The sequence below is a fragment of the uncultured Pseudoxanthomonas sp. genome (genome assembly GCF_947498795.1).
GTDB lineage: Bacteria > Pseudomonadota > Gammaproteobacteria > Xanthomonadales > Xanthomonadaceae > Pseudoxanthomonas_A.
Window position 1 is genome coordinate 65,019 of sequence record NZ_CANMLQ010000007.1, and the last position, 21,354, is coordinate 86,372.

Here is a 21,354-nt window from a genome sequence, read left to right on the forward strand (position 1 = left end):
TGCACAGTCGACGCCCGGGGTTATAGTCCATCGCAGTGGCGAGTCGGCGCCGTTCCAGGAGATGACGCAATGGGCATGATCAGCGAGTTCAAGGAATTCATCGCGCGCGGCAACGTGGTCGACCTGGCCGTCGGCGTGGTGATCGGCGCGGCCTTCGGCAAGATCGTCACCACCCTGGTCGACAAGATCATCATGCCGCCCATCGGCTACCTGATCGGTGGCGTCGACTTCTCGAAGTGGGCGTGGACGCTGAAGGAAGCCACCGTCGACGCCGCGGGCAAGGAAGTGCCTGCGATCGTGGTCGGCATCGGCGAGTTCCTCAACACGGTCATCCAGTTCGTCATCGTCGCGTTCGCGATCTTCCTGCTGGTCAAGGCGGTCAACCGCCTGCACCGCAAACCCGAGGCCGCGCCCGCCGCGCCACCCGAGGACGTGCTGCTGCTGCGCGAGATCCGCGACGCGCTGAAGAAATAACGAACGCGGCGTTCCGGATCGGCAACGCCGTCGACGGAAACACGGGGCCACGGGCTGCTAAGCTCGTGGCCTTCGTTTTTCCGGGACTTTCCATGCGTCTTGCTCCGTTGCTGCTCGCCCTGGCCGTCACCGCTCCCGCTTTCGCCGCGTCGCGCGAAACCCGCATCCCCGACGCCGCACTCGCCACCGCGGCGCAGCTGCGCGAACAGGCGCTCGCCGACCGCACCGGTTGGAACGTCGTCGAATCGCTGACGACGGAGGTGGGCCCGCGCCTGGCCGGTAGCGAGGCCGATGCGAAAGCCGTGGCGTGGGCGCAGGCGAAGTTCAAGGCGCTCGGCTTCGACAAGGTGTGGATCGAACCGGTGACGTTTCCGAAGTGGGTGCGTCGCAGCGAGCGGGCCGCCGTACTCGGTGGACACGCGCAACCGCTGACGGTCACCGCACTCGGCGGCAGTCCGAAGGGCAGCGTGGAGGCGGAGATCGTCCGCTTCGCCGACCTGGCTGCACTGGAAGCGGCGCCCGCGGGATCCCTGGCCGGGAAGATCGCCTTCGTCGATTACCAGATGACCTCCGCGCGCGATGGCAGCGACTATCGCAACGGCGGCGCGATCCGCTCGAAGGGCCCGTCGGCCGCGATCCGCAAGGGCGCGATCGCGTTCCTGATGCGCTCGGCCGGCACGGACAACCATCGCGTCGCGCATACCGGCATCACCCGGTTCGACGAAGGCCTGACGCCGGTACCGTCGGCATCGCTGACCATCCCGGATGCCGACCAGTTGGCGCGCCTGCTGCAGCGCGGTCCGGTGCGCGTATCGCTCGCGCTGGATTGCGGCTGGGACGGTGAGTACACCTCGCACAACGTGATCGGCGAGATCACGGGGCGCAGCCTGCCGAAGGAGGTCGTGGTGATCGGCGGCCACCTGGATTCCTGGGACCTCGGCACCGGCGCGATCGACGACGGCGCCGGCATCGCCATCACGATGGCCGCCGGCCACCTGATCGGCCAGCTGAAGCAGGCGCCGAAGCGCACCATCCGCGTGATCGCCTTCGCCAACGAGGAGCAGGGCCTGTACGGCGGCAAGGCGTATGCGGAGAAGCATCTGGGCGACATCACGCGCCACCAGATCGGTGCGGAGAGCGATTTCGGCGCCGGTCGCATCTATGCGTTCAACACCGGCGCGCCGGACCACGCGCGCAAGGCCACCGAGCAGATCGCGCAGGCGCTGGCGCCGCTGGGCATCGAGTACGCGCCCGGCAAGGGCAGCGCGGGCCCGGACATCAGCCCGTTCGCGGCAAAGGGCATGGCGTGGGCGTGGCTGGCGCAGGATGGCAGCGACTATTTCGATCTGCACCACAATGCAGACGACACGCTCGACAAGATCGACCCGGCCGCGCTGGCGCAGAACGTGGCGGCTTACACGGTGTTCGCCTACCTGGCGGCGGACGCCGAGGGCGACTTCGGCAGCCAGCTCAAAGAGACCGCGGCTACCGAGTGAGGCTCAGCGGGCGCGCTGCGCCCACTGCGCCAGGAACACCGCCGTCGCGGCGGCCACGTTGAGGCTCTCGACGGCGCCGCTGCCGGGGATCGACAGTCGCGTATCGCAGGCATCGGCGAGGCGTGCATCCATGCCTTCGCCCTCCGCACCCATCACGTAGACGAGGCGCTGCGGCAGCTTGGCGGCGAACAGGTCGTCGCCACCGCGCACGACGGTGGCGGCCAGCGAGAAACCTGCATTGCGCAGCTGGGCGGCGGCGTTGTCCGGCTGTCCCATGCGCACCAGCGGCACCTGCTCGGCACCGCCTTCGGCCACGCGCGCCGCCGCGCCGGAGATCGCCAGCGTCGAATCACGCGGTAGCAGGATGCCGGCCACGCCGAAGTGCGCGGCCGAGCGCAGGATCGCGCCGAAGTTGTGCGGGTTGCCCACGCCATCGAGCCACAACGCGGCGACGGGCTTGCCTTCGGGCAATGCGCGAAGCCAGTCGGACATCGGCAGCGGCTCGACCTTGCGCACGTCGGCCACGATGCCTTCGTGGTGCGTACTGGCCGCGAGCCGGTCGAGATCGCCCTCTTCCACCACACGGTAGCCGACCCGCTGCTTCACGCACCACGCCAGCAACGGCTTCAGGGCCTGGATACGCGACTCGGTCAGGTAGACCTTGCGGATCGCGTCCGCGCGCCGCGCGAAGACCGCCTGCACCGCATTGAGACCGTACAGGCGGAGTTCGTCGCGCGCGCTGCCCGCGGGGCGCTCTTCGCGCGGCGAGGGCGCTTGCGGCGGCCGCCGCCGATCGGGCGGATTGCCCGGTGGCCGTGGCGGCCGGCTGTTCCAGGGATTACTCACGTCAGGCCTTCGTCTTCCAGAAGTCGGCGTTGCGGATGCCCAGCGCATCCGGATCGAACGTCGGGTCAACGCCCAGCTTCTTCTGCCGCTCGTAGTCGCGCAGCGCGATCAGCGCCGGCTTCTGCAGGATCAGGATCGCGATGACGTTCAACCACGCCATCAGGCCGACGCCGATGTCGCCCAGCGTCCAGGCCATCGCGGCGTTGTGGTACGCACCGAAGATCACCATGCCCACGATGCCCACGCGCAGCAGCAAGGTTGCCAGCGGATGGGTCTTCTTGGTGCCGGCCAGGTAGGTCAGGTTGGTCTCGGCCATGTAGTAATAGGCCATGATCGTGGTGAAGGCGAAGAAGAACAGCGCCAGCGCCACGAACCCCGCACCCCAGCCCGGCAGCACCGATTCCACCGCGGCCTGGGTGAACTGCGCACCTTCCGAGGGTTGCAGGCCCGGAACGCCGGAGAAGATCTCGACCAGCGTGTCCTTGCCGTTCTCGGTGACGGTCTTGAACGTGTTGTACATGCCCGTCGACAGCAGCAGGAACGCCGTCGAGGTGCACACCAGCATGGTGTCGAAGTAGATCGCGAAGGCCTGCACGTAGCCCTGCTTGGCCGGGTGCGAGACCTCGGCGGCCGCGGCGGCGTGCGGGCCGGTGCCCTGGCCGGCTTCGTTCGCGTAGATGCCGCGCTTCACGCCCCAGGCGATCGCCTGGCCGATGATCGCGCCGAACGCCGCATGCGCGCCGAACGCGCTGGAGAAGATGTCGGCGAACATCGCCGGCACCTTGCCGGCGTTGGCGATCATGACGATGACCGCCATCAGGATGAACGCCAGCGCCATGAACGGCACGACGACTTCGGCGAACGTGGCGATGCGCTTGATGCCGCCGAAGATGATCAGCGCCAGCACCGCCGCCACGCCCACGCCCAGCCACAGCTTCAGCGCACCCGCACCACCGACGGCGTCGCAGCCACCGGCGCTGCACAGCACGTTGCTGGCACTGTCGGCGATGGCATTGGCCTGCACGCCCGGCAGCAGGAAGCCGGTGGCGATGACGGTCGCCACGGCGAAGGTGACGGCGTACCACTTCAGGCCCATCGCCTTCTCGATGTAGTAGGCCGGACCGCCGCGATAGCGTCCCTCGCCATCCTTTTCCTTGTAGATCTGCGCCAGCGTGCATTCGATGTACGACGTGGACGCGCCCAGGAAGCCCATCACCCACATCCAGAACACCGCACCGGGGCCGCCGTAGGCGATCGCGGTGGCGACGCCGGCGATGTTGCCGATGCCCATGCGGCCGGCCATCGAAATGGCCAGGGCCTGGAACGAAGATACGCCCGCATCGGATTTCTGCCCGGTGACGGTCAGGCGGCACATCTCGGCGAAGCCGCGGACCTGCATCACGCGGGTGCGGAGGGTGAACCACAGGCCGGCACCCAGGCACAGCGCGATCAGCGCGTTGCTCCAGATGATGCCGTTCAACCAGTTGAAAAAGGCTTCCACGGGGATGCGTCTCCGTCGTTCGTGCGTGCGCTGGGATACGGGAAGGCGGCGCAGGGCGCCGCCGGGTACCTGCAAGATAACCGCAACACGCGCCGCTGCGCAGTCCCCGCCGGCGTTTCAGCCGGGCCAGACCCGCCCGAACAGCCTCAGGTCGTGCAGTCCGTCCGCCTTCCGGATCGCGGCCCGCCGACAGCCTTCCTCGACGAAGCCGTTCTTCACCAGCACCCGCGCGGAAGCCGGGTTGGTGTCCAGCACGTTGGCCTCGATGCGGCGCAGCGACAGCGCAGGCACCACCCAGCCCAGATAGGCCGACACCACGCGCGTCATGTGGCCCTGGCCCCAGTGCGCGCGTCCGAGCCAGTAGCCCAGTTCCGCGGCATGACCGCGCTCGCCCGCGTGCGGGCGCACACCGATACCGCCGCAGGCTTCGCCATCGATCTCGATCGCGAACACCGGATGCCGGAAGTCCACCACATGGCCGGCCAGGAAGGCCTCGCCATCGGCCCGCGTGTACGGATGGGGGAAACGCTCGCTCAGGCCACGCGGTACCTGCGGATCGTCGGCGTGGCGCAGCAGGGCATCGAGATCGTCCGGCCGCCATGCACGCAGCAGGAAGCCGTCGCCCGCGATGTGCACGTCCGCATGTGGGCGCGCGCCGGTGTCAGCCATAGCCGCCGACGGAGGGTGTCTCGGCTTCCAGTTTGCTCAGCTCGTGCGCCACCGCTTCGGGCGAACGCGTGAACGGCGCCAGCAGCGCGTAGAACGCCGGCACCACGTACAGCGAGAGCAGCGTCGAGAACGTCACGCCGAAGATCACCACCACACCGATGGTGGCGCGGCTGGCCGAGCCCGGCCCGCCTGCCAGTACCAGCGGCACCGCGCCCATGACGGTGGCGACGGACGTCATGAGGATCGGACGCAGGCGCACGCGGGCGGATTCGGCGATGGCCTGCGCCACGCTGGCGCCGTCGTCGCGCAGCTGGTTGGCGAATTCCACGATCAGGATGCCGTTCTTCGCCGCCAGGCCGATCAGCATGACGATGCCGATCTGGCTGAAGAGGTTCAGCGTGCCACCGGTGACCCACAAGCCTATCAGCGCGCCCAGCACCGCCAGCGGCACCGTCAGCATGATCACCAGCGGATGGATGAAGCTCTCGAACTGCGCCGCCAGCACCAGGTAGACGATCAGCAGCGCCAGCGTGAACGTCAGCAGGATGGCGCCGCCGGCCTCCTGGTACTCGCGCGATTCACCCTTCCAGTCGATCTGTGCGTAGTCCGGCAGCTCCTCCGCCACCGCCTGCCGTGTCCACTCCAGCGCTTCTCCCATCGTGTAGCCCGGCGCGAGCCCGGCGCTGATGGTGATCGCGCGCAGGCGGTTGAAGCGGTTGAACGTGCCCGGCTCGGCGATCTCGCTGAGCGTCACTAGGTTCGACAGGGGAACCAGTGCGCCATCGGTGCCGCGCACGTAGGTATTGGCCAGATCCTCGGTGTTGGCGCGGTTCTCCCGACCGGCCTGCAGCATGACGTCGTATTCCTCGCCGTTGTCCACGTACGTGGTCACCTGGCGCGAACCCATCATCGTTTCCAGCGTGCGGCCGATCTCCTGCACCGGCACGCCCAGATCGGCGGCGCGGTCGCGGTCGATGTTCACGCGCATCTGCGGGCGCGTTTCCTTGTAGTCAGAATCCGGATCCTGGATGCCAGGGTTGGATTCCATCCGCTGCAGGATGCGGTCGCGCCACTGCGCCAGTTCTGCGTAGTCAGGGCCACCCAGCACCAGCTGGTAGCGCTGGCCGCGACTGCCGACCAGGCCACCGGCGACGTTCGCGCGCGCCTGCACGCCCGGCAGCTTCGAAAGTTCCGCGCGCAGGCCGTTGACGACATCGTCCGTCGTCGCCTCGCGCTCGTGCCAGTCCTGCAGGAAGACGATGACCTGGCCGGTATGCATGTCCTCGCTGCCGCCGAACCCGCGCGGCACGCGCGAGTTGGCCCGCTCGATCGGCTTGTCGCCGCCGACCTGCCCCATCACGATGCGTTCGACCTGCTGCATCTGGTTGACCATGTAGTCGAAGCCGGCGCCTTCCGGCCCATCCACCATCACGAAGAAGCGGCCGCGGTCTTCTGCCGGCGCGAGCTCGCTGGGCACGCGCAGGCCCAGCACCACCACTGCCACGCCGCACAGCGCCATCGCCAGCAGCACCAGGCCGAGGATGCGCTTGCCGCTCATCGCGACAAGCCGCTCCACGTGGCGACCGTAGCCATTGCTGACGCGGGTGAGCGTGCGGTTGGTCCACGCATTCAGGCCGCGCGGCTCGGTGTGGGGCCGCACCAGCTTGGACGACATCATCGGCGTGAGCGTCAGAGCGACGAAAGCGGAAATCGCCACCGCCGCCGCCAGCGCCACCGACAGCTCGCGGAACAGGCGGCCGGTGTTGCCCTCCATGAAGCCCACCGGCAGGAACACGGCCACCAGCACCGCGGTGGTCGCGATGACCGCGAACGCAACCTGCGCCGTGCCGCGTCGTGCGGCGACCAGCGCAGGCTCGCCCAGGTCGGCCCGCCGCTGCACGTTCTCCAGCACCACGATGGCGTCGTCCACCACCAGGCCGATGCAGAGCACCAGCGCGAGCAGGGTCAGCAGATTGATCGAGAAACCGAACGCATACAGCGCGATGAAGGCGGACACCAGGCAGACCGGCACCGTCACCGCCGGAATCAACGCCGCGCGCAGGCTGCCGAGGAACAGCCAGATGACCAGGAACACCAGCACCATGGCTTCGCCCAGCGTCCAGTACACGCGCTCGATGGACGCTTCGATGAAGGTGGTGCTGTCGAAGGCGATGAAGATTTCCGTGCCTTCCGGCAGCGTCTGCTGGATCACCTCGGCTTCGGCACGGGCCGCGCGGGCCACGTCCAGCGCGTTGGCGGTGGACGTGCGCACGATGCCCAGGCCGACGTTCGGCACCGCATTGCTGCGCAGGTAGGAGCGGCGCTCCTCCGCGCCCAGCTCCACCTTCGCCACATCACCGAGCCGGACGACATAACCGTCCGCGCCCTTGCGCAGCGGCAGCTGCGCGAACTGTTCGGGGCGCTGGTAGCCGCGCTCGACGCGCAGGGTGAAGTCGCGCGTCTGCGATTCGATGCGGCCGGCCGGCAGTTCGACGTTCTGCGCACGCAGCGCGGTTTCCACGTCACCGGTGGTGACGCCACGCGCGGCCATCGCTTCGCGATCGAGCCAGACACGCATCGCATAGCGCTGGCCGCCGCCCAGCTGCACGCGGGCCACGCCATCGAGCGCGGACAGGCGGTCCAGCACGTAGCGGTCGGCGTAGTCGGTCAGCTCCATCGTGTCCATCACGGTGGAACGCATGTTCAACCAGATGATGACGTCGGCGTCGGCTTCCACCTTGGAGATCTGCGGCGGATCGGCCTCCTCCGGCAGGCGGTTCATCACCCGGCTGACGCGGTCTCGCACGTCGTTGGCGGCGGCTTCGATGTCGCGGCTGAGGTTGAACTCGATGGTGACGTCGGCACGGCCGTTGCGGCTGCTCGACTGGATGGTCTTGATGCCCTCGATGCCGGACAGGCCGTCCTCGAGGATCTGGGTGATGCGCGTCTCGACCACCGCGGCCGATGCGCCAGGGTAGTTCACTTCCACCGACACGATCGGCGGATCGATGTTGGGCAGTTCGCGCAGCGTCAGGCGCAGGAACGACATCACGCCCAGCACGACCAACAGCAGGCTGACAACCACCGCGAAGACGGGGCGCTTGATCGACAGATCGGAGAGCTTCATGACGCTCAGCCCTTGCCGTCGGCGGCGGGCGCGTCCTGCTTCGGCGGCGCGGCCGGCGCGGCATTGGCCACTTTCACGCCGGGGCGCAGCTTGCCGGTGCCGTCGATGACGATGCGGTCACCCGCGGCGACGCCTTTCAGGATCTCTACGCGACCGTCGCGGCGCACGCCGGCGGTGATCGGTGCCTGTTCGACGCTGCCATCCGCCTTGACGCGGTAGACGAACGAGTCGCGTCCCACCTGCACCACCGCGATCTCGGGAATCACCAGCGCCTGCCGCTCGGGACGGAACAGGCGCACGTCGAGCAGCATGCCGGGACGCAGCCTGCGGTCCTCATTGGCGAAGACCGCGCGAACGGTGACGGCGCGGGTGGCCGGATCGATGCGCGCGTCGACGGTCTCGACCTGGCCCTCGAACGACACGCCGGGGTACGCCGTGGCCGTCGCCGTCACTGCATTACCCGGTTCGACCGAGGCCAGCGCGGCTTCCGGCAACTGGAAGTCGACGTACATGCGCGAGAGGTCGTCGAGCGTGGCAATGGTGCTGTTGGCCGTGATCAGCGAACCGGGGCTGACCTGGCGGATGCCGAGGACGCCGGCAAACGGTGCGCGCACGCTGCGGTCGCTGATGTCGGCACGCGCCTGGCGCACGCGGGCGGCGGCGGCATCGCGCAGGGCCAGCTGGGTATCGAGTTGCGAGCGCGCGATGAGTTGCTGGTCGGCCAGCTCCTTCTGCCGGCGATACAGGCGGTCCGCTTCGGCGAAGGTCGCCTCGGACTGCACCAGCGCGGCCTGTGCCGCGTCGCCCTTCAGCGTGACCAGCGTCTGCCCGGCCTTGACCTGCTGGCCGCTCTCGAAATGCACGTCCTGCACGATCTCGCTGACCTTCGCGGTCAGGGTGACGGATTCGCGCGCTTTCGCCGTGCCGAGTGCCTGCAGGGTGTCGCTCCAGGCGCCCGATTGCACGACCTGGGTGGTGACCGGGATCGGACGCTCGCCCGCATTGCCCTTGGCCTTCGCCTGTCCGTCCTCGCCACCACCGCACGCGGCAAGCAGCAGCAGGGGCAGCGCGACCAGCAGGGCGCGGGGAGCGGATCGGTTGAGCATGGAACTTCCCGTAATCATCGTTATCTACGCAAGTCTACCGGCCCTACGTGACGCGAGGCGCGACAGATGCGGTAGTCGGTGCGGGAAACGCGCCGAAGGGCGGGCGGTGCACACACCCGACCATGACCAATGACCCTTGCCGGCCACGGAGGGCCGACGGCCGGGCTACTCCAGACCCAGCGTCGCCAGCACCTGCAACGCGAGCGCCTCGGGGTCGTGCTCGCCTGCATGCAGATGTATGTCGGGGCGTTCGGGCGCTTCGTATGGGGAATCGATGCCGGTGAAGTTGGGAATCAGGCCGGCACGCGCCTTCCTGTACAGCCCCTTCACATCGCGCGCTTCCGCCAGCGCCAGCGGCACATCGACGAACACCTCGACGAACTCTCCCTCGTCGAACCGTTCGCGCGCCATGCGCCGTTCCGCGCGGAACGGCGAAATGAAGCTGACCAGCACGATCAGCCCGGCGTCGGTCATCAGCTTCGCCACCTCCGACACGCGACGGATGTTCTCCACGCGGTCCTCGTCGGTGAAGCCGAGGTCGCGGTTCAGGCCGTGGCGCACGTTGTCGCCGTCGAGCAGGAAGCTGTGGTAACCCAGCGCATGCAGGCGCTTGTCCACCAGGTTGGCGATGGTCGACTTGCCCGCGCCGGACAGGCCGGTGAACCAGAGCACCTTCGGCACCTGGCCTTTCTGGCGCGCACGCGCGGCCTTGTCCACGTCGACGTGCTGCCAGTGCACGTTGCCGGCGCGGCGCAGGGCGAAGTCCAGCGTGCCGGCACCGGCCGTCGCATTGTCGTAGCGGTCGATCAGGATGAAGCCGCCGAGTGCGCGGTTGCGCGCGTAGGCCTCGAAGGCGATCGGCTCGTCGAGGCTGAGGTTGCAGTAGCCCACCTCGTTGAGCTCCAGCCGTTTCGCGGCCAGGTGCTCCTGGGTGTTCACGTCGATGCGGTGCTTGATCTCGGTGACCGTGGCCGACACGGTGCGCGCACCGATCTTCAGCAGGTAGGGCCGACCCGGCAGCAGCGGCGCATCCGACATCCACAGCACGTGGGCGGCGAACTGGTCCGCCACTTCGGGCGGGTCGCCGGCGGCGACGATCACATCGCCGCGGCTGATGTCGATCTCGTCGGCCAGGGTCAGCGTGACGGCCTGCCCGGCCGATGCCGACGCGACCTCGCCGTTGGCATCCAGCACCTGGGCAACGCGCGTACGGCGCGACGATGGCAGAACGACCACCTCGTCACCGGGCTTCACCTGCCCCGCGGCGATCGTGCCGGCATAGCCGCGGAAATTCTGGTGCGGGCGATTGACCCACTGCACCGGCAGGCGCAGGCCGTCGCCGTTTTCCTGTGCCTCTACCTGCACCTGCTCCAGGTGCTCCAGCAGTGCGGGACCGGCGTACCAGGGCGTGCGCGCCGAACGCGACGACAGGTTGTCGCCTTCCAGCGCCGACAGTGGGATGCAGGTGACCTCCGCGATGCCCAGGCGCTGCGCCAGCGCGCGGTAGTCCGCGGCGATGCGCGCGAACACGGCTTCGTCGAAGCCCACCAGGTCCATCTTGTTCACCGCCAGCACCACGTGGCGGATGCCGAGCAGCGAGACGATGTAGCTGTGCCGGTGGGTCTGGGTCAGCAGACCCTTGCGCGCATCCACCAGCACCACGGCCAGGTCCGCGGTGGACGCGCCGGTGGCCATGTTGCGGGTGTACTGCTCGTGGCCCGGGCAGTCGGCGACGATGAACTTGCGCTGGTCGGTGTCGAAGTAGCGGTAGGCCACGTCGATGGTGATGCCCTGCTCGCGCTCGGCGGCCAGGCCGTCCAGCAGCAGCGCGTAGTCGATGCGCTCGCCCTGGGTGCCGTGCTTGCGGCTGTCCTTCTCCAGTGCGGCCAATTGGTCGTCGAACAGCCGCTTGCTGTCGTACAGCAGGCGGCCGATCAGGGTGCTCTTGCCGTCGTCCACGCTGCCGCAGGTGATGAAGCGCAGCAGCGGCTTGGACTCGTGCTGCTTGAGGTAGCCGGCGATGTCGGTAGGGGCATTCATCAGAAATAACCCTCCAGCTTCTTCTTCTCCATCGACGCGCCCGGATCGTGGTCGATCACCCGGCCCTGGCGCTCGGAGCTGGTGGTGACGAGCATCTCGGCGATGATCTTCTCCAGCGAGTCGGCCTCGGACTCGATCGCGCCGGTCAGCGGATAGCAGCCCAGGGTGCGGAAGCGCACCCACCGCTGCTGCGGCACTTCGCCTTCTCGCAGCGGCAGGCGGTCGTCGTCGACCATCAGCAGCGCGCCGTCGCGTTCGACGACCGGTCGCTCGGCGGCGAAGTACAGCGGGACCACCGGGATGTTCTCGCGATAGATGTAGAGCCAGATGTCCAGCTCGGTCCAGTTCGACAGCGGGAACACGCGCACGCTCTCGCCGGTGTTGATGCGGGCGTTGTAGAGGTTCCACAGCTCCGGTCGCTGGTTCTTCGGGTCCCAGCGGTGCTTGTCGTTGCGGAACGAGAACACGCGCTCCTTGGCGCGCGACTTCTCCTCGTCGCGGCGCGCACCGCCGATGGCCGCGTCGAAGCGGTAGTGGTCCAGCGCCTGTTTCAGGCCCTGGGTCTTCATCACGTCGGTGTGGACGGTGGCGCCGTGGGTGATCGGGCCGATGTCGCGGGCGATGCCATCCGGATTGATGTGCACGCGCAGGTCCACGCCGGTCTCGGCGGCGCGCAGGTCGCGGAAGGCGATCATCTCGCGGAACTTCCAGCGCGTGTCCACGTGCAGCAGCGGGATCGGCGGCCGGGCCGGGGCGAACGCCTTCAGCAGCAGGTGCAGCAGCACCGAGCTGTCCTTGCCCACCGAATACAGCAGCACCGGATTGCGGAACTCGGCTGCGACCTCCCTGAGGATGTGGATGCTTTCCGCTTCCAGGCGGTCGAGGTGGGACAGGTGGTGTACGGCGGTCATCGAGGGGTGCGGCAGGGCTGGAATCCGGACGCGCTAGCCTAGCAGGGCTTCGCGTGATCGCCGGGAGGGCCGCCAGTATTCGGCCGCGGGCTCATGCCGGCGAAATAAGCGGGGGACATAAGCCCATAACCAGGCGTCCTTTCTGCCCGGGGGAACGGGTTCCTAACATCGACCGTCCCAGTCGCGCCCACGGGCCACGCCGATGTCCGCCACCCAGCCAGTCCTCGCCCCCATCCCCCTCGCGGAGGAGCGGCGGGCGCTGCTGGCCCAGGCGGTAGCCGGTCTGGATGGCGCGAGCCTGTGGTGGATCTCCGGCTATGCCGCTGGATTGGCGCAGGCACAACTGGCCCCGCAGGCCTCGCCGGCCACGGTGCCGAAAGCGATCGCCCCGGCCGCCGGTGCGCAGGCCGCGCAGCGCCTGACCATCGTCTACGGCAGCCAGACCGGCAACGCACGCCGTGCCGCCGAGGCGTTGTCCCAACAGGCCGAGGCCGCCGGACTGTCGGTCCGCCTGCTGCGTGCCGACGCTTACCCGCAGCGCGAACTGGCCAGCGAGCGCCTGCTCTATATCGTCATCAGCACCCAGGGCGAAGGCGACCCGCCGGACGACAGCATCGGCCTGGTCGAATTCCTGCGCGGCAAGCGCGCGCCCAAGCTGCCGGAACTGAAGTACGCCGTGCTCGGCCTGGGCGATTCCAGCTATGCCGACTTCTGCGGCATCGCGTCGCGGCTGGATGCACGCCTGGCCGAACTCGGCGGCAGCCGGCTGTTCGCCGCGGGCCTGGCCGACCTCGACATCGACACCGTGGCCACGCCGTGGCGCGAACAGGCCCTGGCCCACGCCCGCGACCTGCTGAAGGCACCGGCGACGGCCACGACCCCGTTGGCGACCGTCACCCCGCTGCGCCCGGGTCACGCCGCCGCGTGGTCGCACGAGCACCCGTTCCCGGCCGAGCTGCTGCTCAACCAGCGCATCAGCGGCCGTGATTTCAAGGGACCGCGCTTCGGCCAGCACGGCGTTGCCGACAAGGACGTGCGCCATATCGAACTGTCGCTGGACGGCAGCGGCCTGCAGTACGAGCCCGGCGATGCGCTGGGCATTCGCCATCGCAATCCGCCCGCGCTCGTCGATGCGGTGCTCGATGCGCTGCACCTGGACGGCAGCGCCGCCGTCAGCGAAGGCAGCGACACCCTGCCGCTCCGCGAGTGGCTGGCCGCGCGCCGCGAACTGACCCGGCTGTCGCGCTCGTTCCTGGCCACGCATGCGGCGCATGCGCAGGCGCACGAGCTCAATGCGCTGCTCGCACCCGCGCAGAACGCCGCGCTGGCGCAACTGTCCAACACGCACCAGCTGATCGACGTGCTGCGCCGCTGGCCGGCCGGCTGGAGCGCGCAGGAGCTGGTCGCCGCGCTCCGCCCGCTCGCGCCGCGCCTGTACTCGATCGCCTCCAGCCGCAAGCGCGTCGGCGAGGAAGCGCACTTGACCGTCGACGTGCTGGGCTACGAAGCCTTCGGCCACGCGCATGGTGGCGCGGCCAGCGGTTTCCTGGCGGCGCTGGACGAAGGCGACCAGGTCCCGGTGTACATCGAGGCCAACGAGCGCTTCCGCGTGCCGGCCGACGGCAGCCGCGACATCCTGATGATCGGTCCGGGCACCGGCGTGGCGCCGTTCCGCGGCTTCGTGCAGGAGCGTGCGGAGACCGGCGCGCGCGGCCGCAACTGGCTGTTCTTCGGCGCCCCGCACTTCAACCACGGCTTCTTCTACCAGAGCGAGTGGCAGGACGCGCTGCGCAGCGGCGAACTGCACCGCCTGGACCTGGCGTTCTCGCGCGACCAGGCGCGCAAGATCTACGTGCAGGACCGCCTGCGCGAGCGCGGCCGCGAGGTCTACGACTGGCTGCAGAACGGCGCGCACCTGTACGTCTGCGGCGCCATCGCCATGGGCAAGGACGTGCATGCCGCGCTGCAGGCCATCGTGGCCGAGCACGGCGGGCTGGACGAGGATTCGGCGCGCGAGTACCTGGTGCAGCTGCAGACGGAGGGACGCTATAGCCGCGATGTGTACTAACTCTGATACCGATGTGGGAGCGACGTAAGTCGCGACCCCAGGGTCCCGAGCACAGCCATCGCGACTTACGTCGCTCCCACAGCCAAGAGCACCCATGAGCAACCATTCCGTCGAAGACATCAAATCCGAGAGCCACCGGCTCCGCGGCAGCCTGCTCGACAGCCTGGCCGACCCGGTCACCGGCGCGCTGCGCGAATCGGACCAGACCCTGATCAAGTACCACGGCAGCTACCAGCAGGACGACCGCGACCTGCGCGACGAGCGGCGCCGGCAGAAGCTGGAGCCGGCCTACCAGTTCATGATCCGCACGCGCACGCCCGGCGGCGTGGTCACGCCGGCGCAGTGGCTGAAGCTGGACGCGATCGCCACGCAATACGCCAACCACTCGCTGCGCATCACCACACGGCAGGCGTTCCAGTTCCACGGCGTCATCAAGCGCGAACTGAAAGCCACGATGCAGGCCATCAACGCCGCGCTGATCGACACGCTGGCCGCCTGCGGCGACGTCAACCGCAACGTGCTGGTTGCGGCCAATCCGCTGGAATCGCGCGCGCATGCCGAGGTGCAGGCCTGGGCGGCGAAGCTGTCCGAGCACCTGCTGCCGAATACCCGCGCCTATTACGAGATCTGGCTGGACGAGGAGCGCGTGGCCGGGAGCGGCGAGGAAGAGGAGCCCATCTACGGCGCCACCTACCTGCCGCGCAAGTTCAAGATCGGCTTCGCGGTGCCGCCCGTCAATGACGTGGACGTGTTCGCCAACGACCTCGGCTTCATCGCCATCCTCGAGCACGGCGTGCTGGCCGGTTTCAACCTGGTGATCGGCGGCGGCATGGGTGCGACCCATGGCGATGCGGAGACCTATCCGCGCGTCGGCAACGTGGTCGGTTTCATCACGCCCGACCAGTTGCTCGATGTCGCTACGGCCGTCGTCACCACCCAGCGCGACCTCGGCAACCGCGAGCTGCGCAAGCGCGCGCGCTTCAAGTACACCATCGACGACCATGGCCTGGACAAGGTGGTCGGCGAGATCGAACGCCGCAGTGGCGTGGCCCTGCAGCCCGTGCGCGCCTTCCGCTTCGACCACAACGGCGACCGCTACGGCTGGGTTGAAGGCGAGGACGGGCGCTGGCACCTAACCCTGCACCTGTTCGCCGGCCGCATCGCCGACACCGCGCATGCGACCCACCTGACCGGCCTGCGCGAGATCGCCAACGTGCATCGGGGCGAGTTCCGGATGACGCCGAACCAGAACCTGGTGATTGCCGGCGTCCCCGCGGGCGAGCGCGAACGCATCGACGCACTGGCCAGGACGCACGGACTCGACGCCGGCCAGCGCCTGGGCACGGCCCTGCAGCGCGCGGCCGTGGCCTGCGTGTCGCTTCCCACGTGCGGCCTGGCGATGGCCGAAGCCGAACGCTACCTGCCCAACTTCACCAACCGCCTGCAGCCGCTGCTGGAAAAGCACGGCCTGCGCGATGCGCCGATCCTGCTGCGCATCTCCGGGTGCCCGAACGGCTGCTCGCGTCCCTACCTCGCCGAGATCGCCCTCGTCGGCAAGGCGCCGGGCCGCTACAACCTGATGCTCGGCGGCGACGCGCGCGGCCAGCGCCTCAACACGCTCTACCGCGAAAACATCGACGAAGCCGCGATCCTCGACACCCTCGACGGCCTGTTTGCGCGCTACGCCGGCGAACGCGCCGACGGCGAAGGCTTCGGCGACTTCCTCCACCGCAGCGGCGTGGTCGCCCTGCCGTCGTACCCCACCCACCGACAGATCGCACTGGAACTGCACGCATGAGCGCCCCCGCCCTTTCCCTGGACACCGACCAGATCGCCGAGCACAACGCCTGGCTGGAAACGCAGACGGCCGAACAGCGCGTCGCCTGGGCACTCAAGCACGGCCCGGCGGAAGCGGCGATGTCCTCGAGCTTCGGTGCGCAGGCCGCGGTGCTGCTGCACATGGTGTCGCAGCAGAAGCCGGACGTGCCGGTGATCCTGATCGACACCGGCTACCTGTTCCCGGAGACCTACCGCTTCGCCGACGAACTGGTCGAGCGCCTGAAACTCAACCTGCAGGTCTTCCGTCCGCTGGTCAGCCGCGCCTGGATGGAGGCCCGCCATGGCCGCCTGTGGGAACAGGGCCTGGTCGGCATCGAGCAGTACAACAGCCTGCGCAAGGTGGAACCGATGAAGCGCGCGCTGAAGGACCTGGGCGTGGGCACCTGGTTCACCGGCCTCCGCCGCACGCAGTCCACCAGCCGTGCGAACGCGCCGGCGCTGCAGCAGCGCGAGGCGCGCTGGAAGATCAACCCCATCGTCGACTGGACCGACCGCGATGTCTGGCAGTACATGAAGCAGCACGACCTGCCCTACCACCCGCTGTGGGAACAGGGCTACGTCTCGATCGGCGACTTCCACACCACGCGCCGCTGGGAACCCGGCATGCGCGAGGAAGACACCCGCTTCAACGGCCTGAAGCGCGAGTGCGGCATCCACGTCGAGGTCTGATGGCGACGCCGGTGGCCTGAAGCTTTCGCGCCGAGCCAGCCCGGTTTCATCGCCGGATCGCCGGGTCCGTCGCGGCCCCCCTTCCCTCTGCGGATGACCCCGTTATCCTCCACGGCACTCCCAACGCCGTGGTGTCCGACGTGTTCCCCAGCCTGCTCCTGATCGTCCGCATCCTCATCGCCTGGTTCGGCGCCGTGCTCATGGCGGGCTTCATCTGGAACGGCATCTTCGAGCGGACGGTGTTGTCGGGAGCGGCGGAGTGGCTCTTCAATCTCGCCTCGACGCTGGTGATGCTGTCGGTGCTGATCGGCCTGATCAGCCACTTGCGCCGCATCTGGCTGATCACCGGGCGACTGGACAGCACCACCCTGGCGAGCCGACAGCGTCGACAGATCGAAGTGCCGCTGGACACCGCCGCCGCCTTCGCCCTGATCGAAGGCGCACTGCGCGAGCTGCCCCGCGCCGAAGACGCCGAAAGCGCGCCCGACAGCCTGCAGGTGCGGGTCAAGGTGCGCCGCACGGACAGTTTCGACGGCCCGAGCCAGCCCTCGCGCTTCAACATCATGGCGCGCTTCGCGGTGAAGCGCGACCTGGTGCAGGCCACGGTCACGCCCGGCAACGGCACCAGCAGCATCACCCTGATGGTGGGTCCGGATGCGAGCGCATGGCTCGACCTGTTCGTGCTCGACGACGGCGTCAACGTCGAGAACGTCGAGGCCGTCACGCGCGCCATCACCCGCCGCGTCGCCGACCAGCGCCGGCAGGAGCAGGCCGATGTCGTGAAGACCGTCAGCGAAAAGGAACTGACCGTGGCGCGCCTGAACCTGCTCAATGCGCAGGTCGAACCGCACTTCCTCTACAACACGCTGGCCAGCGCGCAGGTGCTGACCCGCACCGATCCGCCACGCGCCGACATCATGCTCGGCCACCTGATCCAGTACCTGCGCAGCTCGCTGCCGCGCACCGACGATGCGCTGTCGACGCTGGGCGAGGAACTGGAGCGGACGCTGGCCTACCTCGAGATCCTGAAGATCCGCATGGGCAGCCGCCTGTCGATGCAGGTCGAGGTACCCGACGCACTGAAGTCCGTGCCCATGCCATCGATGATGCTGCAGACGCTGGTCGAGAACGCAATCAAACATGGCCTGGAGCCCAAGACCGGCGGCGGTACCATCTGGATCCTGGCGCGCCGGCATGACGACCACGCCACGCTCACCGTCGCCGACGATGGCGAGGGCTTCGGCGGCCAGAGCACCGGCACCGGGATCGGCCTGAAGAACCTGCGCGAACGCCTGCGCCTGACCTTCGGCAACGATGCCTCGTTCGCCATCGTGTCCAACTTCCCCAGTGGCGTCGCCGCCACGCTGACGCTGCCGCTGGACGGCAAGGCAGGTGCCGCATGAATTTCCGGGGTGTGATCGCCGAAGACGAGGAGCTGCTGCGCACCGCGCTGTCCTCGCTGTTGAAGGAGGCCTGGCCGCAGCTGGAGATCGTGGCCGAATGCGAAGACGGCGCCAGCGCGCTGGAATCGATCGCCGAGCTGCAGCCGGACGTGGCCTTCCTCGATATCCGCATGCCCGGCCTGACCGGCATCGAAGTCGCACGCGGCCTGGCCGATGCGAGCCCGCGCACGCAGGTCGTGTTCGTCACGGCGTACGATCAGTACGCGATCGACGCGTTCGAACAGGGCGCCATCGACTACCTGCTGAAGCCGATCACGCGCGAGCGCTTGCTGGCCACCGTGCAGCGCATCCAGGCGCGTGCAGCGGCGGGGCATCCGGATGGCGCCACGCTGGACGCGCTTCTGCGCCACCTGTCGGCACGCCAGGTCGTTTCGTCCAAGCCGCCGCTGGTGTGGATCACCGCCAGCGCAGGCAAGGACACCAGGCTGATCATGGTCGACGACGTGGCCTACTTCCAGGCAGACAACAAATACACCACGGTGATGACGGCCGACGGCGAATCGCTGCTGCGCACGCCCCTGCGCGAACTGCTCGATTCGCTGGATACCACCACGTTCAAGCAGATCCACCGCTCCACCATCGTCAACATGAAGGCGGTCGCGTCGGTCAGCCGCGACGAGACCGGCCGCGGCCGATTGAAACTGAAGACGCGTCCGGAAGTGCTGACGGTCAGCCAGCCCTTCATGACGCTGTTCCGCAACATGTAGCACCGCTCTAAACCCGCCCGCCCTCCGCGGCATCCAACGTGGCAACGCCGGCACGACGCAGCATGCGTCGTGGAGGGCATGCCTTTGCCCATCGAAACATCCGAGGAAACGCCATGCGCATCATCACGTCCCTGGTGTCCTGCCTGCTGGCTTTGGCAGGATGCGATGAAAAGCCCAGCGTCACCACCATCCACCACAGCAGCGCGAACGGTGTCGATACGCTTTTCAGCAAGACCACGCTGAAGGAAGGCGTGGCGACGTTCGAATGCTTCGCCAGCGAAAGCGGCCAGTGCCACTACCTCGTCTACACGGAGACGTGCCCGACGCCCGCGCCGGGCGAGGACCCCGGGGCCTGCGAACGCAGCACGCTGGAGGACTTCGCGCTGGCGCCCGGCAAGGCGCATGAGATTCGCGGCCTGCCCCAGGATTTCAGGCAATGCGTCTCGAAGAACGCCGATGCCGATCCGGCGTGCGGAGGCTGACGCCGCTCAGCGTACGGGGTTGACCATGGAACGACGTTCCAACACGCAGGCAAGCCCGAAGCCGATGACGTAGGCGACCACGTCCAGCCAGTCCGGCGTGCTGCCGAGCACGATGCGCAGCACCGGCGACGTCACCTGCCAGCCCGCTTGCTGGCTGACATACTGCCCCGCTTCGACGGCCAGCCCGACGGAGAGCGCAATCAGCGGACGCACCGGTGGACGCAGCCATACGACGCAGGCGAGCACGCAATGCACCCAGACGACGGCGAGCACGTCGCCAGCGAAGCTGCGCAACCATCCCAGTCCCGCGCCGGCGGTCGCCAGCAACACGAGCAGCACGAACAGGCCCACCGCCCACGATGCCGCCGTGCGGTCGAACCGCCACCTCATGCGCTGCCGCAATGCGCACCCTCGAGGCTCTTGCTGCCGCAGGCCAGGCATTTGCGGTACTTCTGCCGATGCCGGTTGTAGCGCACCCGCGACATCATGCCGCCGCACGCGCAGCGCAGCTCATGGCCCAGCGTCCACCGGTAAAGGCGCCAGCTGGAGTGGAGCGCCCAGGCCGTCCCCAGCAGGATCGCCAGCAGGAACGAAAGCGAGGCCAGCCGCTGCGGCGTGATGTCGCCGAGTGCGCGCCCGCTGCGCGTCACCACTTCGGCCGTGGCGAAGCCACCCACCGCCAGCACCACGGCGGGGGCGTACATGCGGGCAACCATCCGGGAAATTCGGTTCATCGGACGCAGGAGAGGGGCGACGACGCGCAGCCTCGCCCGCGCCGGCATGCCGCGTCAATCACGCGGCCTGGACCGGCCTCAGCTGGTGATCGTCTGCGTCAGCGACTGCCAGGTCGGCGGTTCCGGCCAGTCCGGATCCTGGTTGCCGTCGATCACCCGGCGCAGGTCGCGGCGATCGATCTGCGGCGCCAGCGCCCGCACCAGGTCCAGCGCGTAATCGCGCAGCACGCGCTCGCGCGGCAGCACGGCCCACGCGATGCACTCCTTCACTTCCACCGGTGCGGGCCAGGCGCGCAGGTCGGTGTCGGCCGCGTTCACCGCCATCTCCGCCAGCAGGCCGACGCCGAGCCCGGCCCGCACGTAGGTCTTGATGAGGTCGGCGTCCAGCGCGGTCAGGGCGATGTCGGGTTCCAGTCCCACCTTGGCGAATGCGCGCTGCAACGACGATCCGGGCCGCGTCGACGACTCGTAGCTGATCAGCGGCTGGTCGGCCAGGTCGGCCATGCCGGGCACGCGACCGAGTTGCTCCAGCGCATGCCCGCGCGGCACCAGCACCAGGCGACGCCAGCGGTAAAGCGGCACGGCGATGCCCGCCTGCGGCGCGTCGCCCGCCGTACTGACCACGGCCATGTCGGCGTCGCCCTGCGTCAGCAGGTCCAGCGCCTGGCTTTCCGGCGCCTGCTGCAGGTGCACGCTGACCTGCGGGAAATCCCGCTTGATCTGCGCGATGGCCGGCGGCAACACGAAACGCGCCTGTGTATGCGTGGTCACCAGCACCAGCTGCCCCTGGCTTTCACGGCGCTGGTTGGCGGCGTAGGTACGGATGTTGTTGGCCTCGGCCAGCACCAGGCGCGCGCGGTCGATCACTTCCTGGCCGGCCGGGGTCACGCTTTCCAGGCTGCGCCCCTTGCGGACGAACAGCAGGAAGCCCAGCTCGTCCTCCAGTTGCTTCAACTGCTTGGACAGGCCCGGCTGGGTGGCATGCACGCGCGCCGCCGCCAGCGTGATGTTGAGGTCGGCATCGGCGATCGCCACCAGGTAGCGGAGTTGGGTCAGCGTCATCGGCGTGGGGCGTGGGGCCCACCGGAAGGGCCTTGGACTGTAGAGGATTTGCCGGGACCGTAGCCGCCACTACTTATAACTGCAAGGCATATGGTGTTGGTGGGATGTCATTTCCGACCGCCATGAGCGGGCAGTACGTTCAGCAGCCCAGCCGACTTCC

Annotated in this window: 18 protein-coding genes; 8 read left to right on the forward strand and 10 right to left on the reverse strand. The window is 68.5% G+C overall.

Annotated features, from left to right (window positions below):
* Positions 1–69 precede the first annotated feature (69 nt).
* Both mscL and Q0907_RS15420 read left to right on the forward strand, forming a co-directional pair.
* Positions 70–474 carry a large-conductance mechanosensitive channel protein MscL gene (gene mscL / locus Q0907_RS15415; RefSeq protein WP_296278511.1) on the forward strand — a complete coding sequence of 135 codons (405 nt, stop codon included), beginning with the start codon at positions 70–72 and terminating at the stop codon, positions 472–474.
* A 92-nt stretch (positions 475–566) separates the two neighbouring features.
* Positions 567–1,970: a M28 family peptidase gene (locus tag Q0907_RS15420; protein ID WP_299346486.1), complete on the forward strand. Its 1,404-nt coding sequence runs from the start codon at positions 567–569 to the stop codon at positions 1,968–1,970.
* A gap of 3 nt (positions 1,971–1,973) precedes the next feature.
* Here Q0907_RS15420 and Q0907_RS15425 read toward each other — a convergent pair whose 3' ends face one another.
* The 7 genes from Q0907_RS15425 to cysD form a co-directional block, all read right to left on the reverse strand.
* On the reverse strand, positions 1,974–2,816 hold the full coding sequence (locus Q0907_RS15425) for a TrmH family RNA methyltransferase (protein WP_299346489.1): 843 nt from the start codon (positions 2,814–2,816) through the stop codon (positions 1,974–1,976).
* A 1-nt stretch (position 2,817) separates the two neighbouring features.
* Positions 2,818–4,317: an alanine/glycine:cation symporter family protein gene (locus tag Q0907_RS15430; RefSeq protein WP_299346491.1), complete on the reverse strand. Its 1,500-nt coding sequence runs from the start codon at positions 4,315–4,317 to the stop codon at positions 2,818–2,820.
* Between the two features lie 117 nt (positions 4,318–4,434).
* The gene (locus Q0907_RS15435; protein WP_299346494.1) at positions 4,435–4,986 is read right to left on the reverse strand and encodes a GNAT family N-acetyltransferase; all 552 of its coding nucleotides are present in this window, start codon (positions 4,984–4,986) and stop codon (positions 4,435–4,437) included.
* A complete protein-coding gene (locus tag Q0907_RS15440; protein WP_299346497.1) occupies positions 4,979–8,113 on the reverse strand; it encodes an efflux RND transporter permease subunit in 3,135 nt (1,044 codons plus the stop codon). Before Q0907_RS15440 ends, Q0907_RS15435 begins: the two co-directional genes overlap by 8 nt.
* A 5-nt stretch (positions 8,114–8,118) precedes the next feature.
* Positions 8,119–9,219 (reverse strand): efflux RND transporter periplasmic adaptor subunit, encoded by a 1,101-nt coding sequence (locus tag Q0907_RS15445; RefSeq protein ID WP_299346499.1) that lies wholly within the window; start codon positions 9,217–9,219, stop codon positions 8,119–8,121.
* Between the two features lie 165 nt (positions 9,220–9,384).
* A complete protein-coding gene (cysN, locus tag Q0907_RS15450; RefSeq protein ID WP_299346502.1) occupies positions 9,385–11,259 on the reverse strand; it encodes a sulfate adenylyltransferase subunit CysN in 1,875 nt (624 codons plus the stop codon).
* Positions 11,259–12,170 (reverse strand): sulfate adenylyltransferase subunit CysD, encoded by a 912-nt coding sequence (gene cysD / locus Q0907_RS15455; RefSeq protein ID WP_299346505.1) that lies wholly within the window; start codon positions 12,168–12,170, stop codon positions 11,259–11,261. Before cysD ends, cysN begins: the two co-directional genes overlap by 1 nt.
* Positions 12,171–12,372: 202 nt before the next feature.
* Here cysD and Q0907_RS15460 point away from each other — a divergent pair, with 202 nt between their 5' ends.
* The 6 genes from Q0907_RS15460 to Q0907_RS15485 all read left to right on the forward strand — a co-directional run bounded on the left by Q0907_RS15460 (position 12,373) and on the right by Q0907_RS15485 (position 19,398).
* On the forward strand, positions 12,373–14,238 hold the full coding sequence (locus Q0907_RS15460) for an assimilatory sulfite reductase (NADPH) flavoprotein subunit (protein WP_299346508.1): 1,866 nt from the start codon (positions 12,373–12,375) through the stop codon (positions 14,236–14,238).
* Positions 14,239–14,332: 94 nt separating this feature from the next.
* Positions 14,333–16,036: an assimilatory sulfite reductase (NADPH) hemoprotein subunit gene (gene cysI, locus Q0907_RS15465; RefSeq protein WP_299346511.1), complete on the forward strand. Its 1,704-nt coding sequence runs from the start codon at positions 14,333–14,335 to the stop codon at positions 16,034–16,036.
* Positions 16,033–16,746 (forward strand): phosphoadenylyl-sulfate reductase, encoded by a 714-nt coding sequence (locus Q0907_RS15470; protein WP_296278521.1) that lies wholly within the window; start codon positions 16,033–16,035, stop codon positions 16,744–16,746. The genes cysI and Q0907_RS15470 overlap by 4 nt, the downstream gene beginning before the upstream one ends.
* Positions 16,747–16,886: 140 nt before the next feature.
* Positions 16,887–18,149: a histidine kinase gene (locus Q0907_RS15475; protein ID WP_299346684.1), complete on the forward strand. Its 1,263-nt coding sequence runs from the start codon at positions 16,887–16,889 to the stop codon at positions 18,147–18,149.
* Positions 18,146–18,916, forward strand: coding sequence for a LytTR family DNA-binding domain-containing protein (locus tag Q0907_RS15480; RefSeq protein WP_296278522.1), 771 nt, complete (start codon positions 18,146–18,148; stop codon positions 18,914–18,916). The genes Q0907_RS15475 and Q0907_RS15480 overlap by 4 nt, the downstream gene beginning before the upstream one ends.
* A 113-nt stretch (positions 18,917–19,029) precedes the next feature.
* The gene (locus Q0907_RS15485) at positions 19,030–19,398 is read left to right on the forward strand and encodes a hypothetical protein (RefSeq protein ID WP_299346515.1); all 369 of its coding nucleotides are present in this window, start codon (positions 19,030–19,032) and stop codon (positions 19,396–19,398) included.
* A gap of 6 nt (positions 19,399–19,404) precedes the next feature.
* Here Q0907_RS15485 and Q0907_RS15490 read toward each other — a convergent pair whose 3' ends face one another.
* The 3 genes from Q0907_RS15490 to Q0907_RS15500 all read right to left on the reverse strand — a co-directional run bounded on the left by Q0907_RS15490 (position 19,405) and on the right by Q0907_RS15500 (position 21,194).
* Positions 19,405–19,788, reverse strand: coding sequence for a DUF2809 domain-containing protein (locus Q0907_RS15490; protein WP_299346517.1), 384 nt, complete (start codon positions 19,786–19,788; stop codon positions 19,405–19,407).
* A complete protein-coding gene (locus tag Q0907_RS15495; RefSeq protein ID WP_296278525.1) occupies positions 19,785–20,102 on the reverse strand; it encodes a hypothetical protein in 318 nt (105 codons plus the stop codon). Before Q0907_RS15495 ends, Q0907_RS15490 begins: the two co-directional genes overlap by 4 nt.
* Before the next feature lie 108 nt (positions 20,103–20,210).
* Positions 20,211–21,194, reverse strand: a complete 984-nt coding sequence (locus tag Q0907_RS15500; RefSeq protein WP_296278526.1) for a LysR family transcriptional regulator — start codon at positions 21,192–21,194, stop codon at positions 20,211–20,213.
* Positions 21,195–21,354 lie beyond the last annotated feature (160 nt).

Excerpts from the sequence above, each read along its gene's own strand:
- Q0907_RS15420 (WP_299346486.1), top strand. The coding sequence starts at position 567 with ATGCGTCTTGCTCCGTTGCTGCTCGCCCTGGCCGTCACCGCTCCCGCT.
- Q0907_RS15485 (WP_299346515.1), top strand. The coding sequence starts at position 19,030 with ATGCGCATCATCACGTCCCTGGTGTCCTGCCTGCTGGCTTTGGCAGGA.
- Q0907_RS15490 (WP_299346517.1), bottom strand. The coding sequence starts at position 19,788 with ATGAGGTGGCGGTTCGACCGCACGGCGGCATCGTGGGCGGTGGGCCTG.
- Q0907_RS15460 (WP_299346508.1), top strand. The coding sequence starts at position 12,373 with ATGTCCGCCACCCAGCCAGTCCTCGCCCCCATCCCCCTCGCGGAGGAG.
- Q0907_RS15440 (WP_299346497.1), bottom strand. The coding sequence starts at position 8,113 with ATGAAGCTCTCCGATCTGTCGATCAAGCGCCCCGTCTTCGCGGTGGTT.
- cysN (WP_299346502.1), bottom strand. The coding sequence starts at position 11,259 with ATGAATGCCCCTACCGACATCGCCGGCTACCTCAAGCAGCACGAGTCC.
- cysI (WP_299346511.1), top strand. The coding sequence starts at position 14,333 with ATGAGCAACCATTCCGTCGAAGACATCAAATCCGAGAGCCACCGGCTC.
- Q0907_RS15480 (WP_296278522.1), top strand. The coding sequence starts at position 18,146 with ATGAATTTCCGGGGTGTGATCGCCGAAGACGAGGAGCTGCTGCGCACC.
- Q0907_RS15495 (WP_296278525.1), bottom strand. The coding sequence starts at position 20,102 with ATGTACGCCCCCGCCGTGGTGCTGGCGGTGGGTGGCTTCGCCACGGCC.
- Q0907_RS15445 (WP_299346499.1), bottom strand. The coding sequence starts at position 9,219 with ATGCTCAACCGATCCGCTCCCCGCGCCCTGCTGGTCGCGCTGCCCCTG.
- Q0907_RS15500 (WP_296278526.1), bottom strand. The coding sequence starts at position 21,194 with ATGACGCTGACCCAACTCCGCTACCTGGTGGCGATCGCCGATGCCGAC.
- cysD (WP_299346505.1), bottom strand. The coding sequence starts at position 12,170 with ATGACCGCCGTACACCACCTGTCCCACCTCGACCGCCTGGAAGCGGAA.
- Q0907_RS15470 (WP_296278521.1), top strand. The coding sequence starts at position 16,033 with ATGAGCGCCCCCGCCCTTTCCCTGGACACCGACCAGATCGCCGAGCAC.
- Q0907_RS15435 (WP_299346494.1), bottom strand. The coding sequence starts at position 4,986 with ATGGCTGACACCGGCGCGCGCCCACATGCGGACGTGCACATCGCGGGC.
- mscL (WP_296278511.1), top strand. The coding sequence starts at position 70 with ATGGGCATGATCAGCGAGTTCAAGGAATTCATCGCGCGCGGCAACGTG.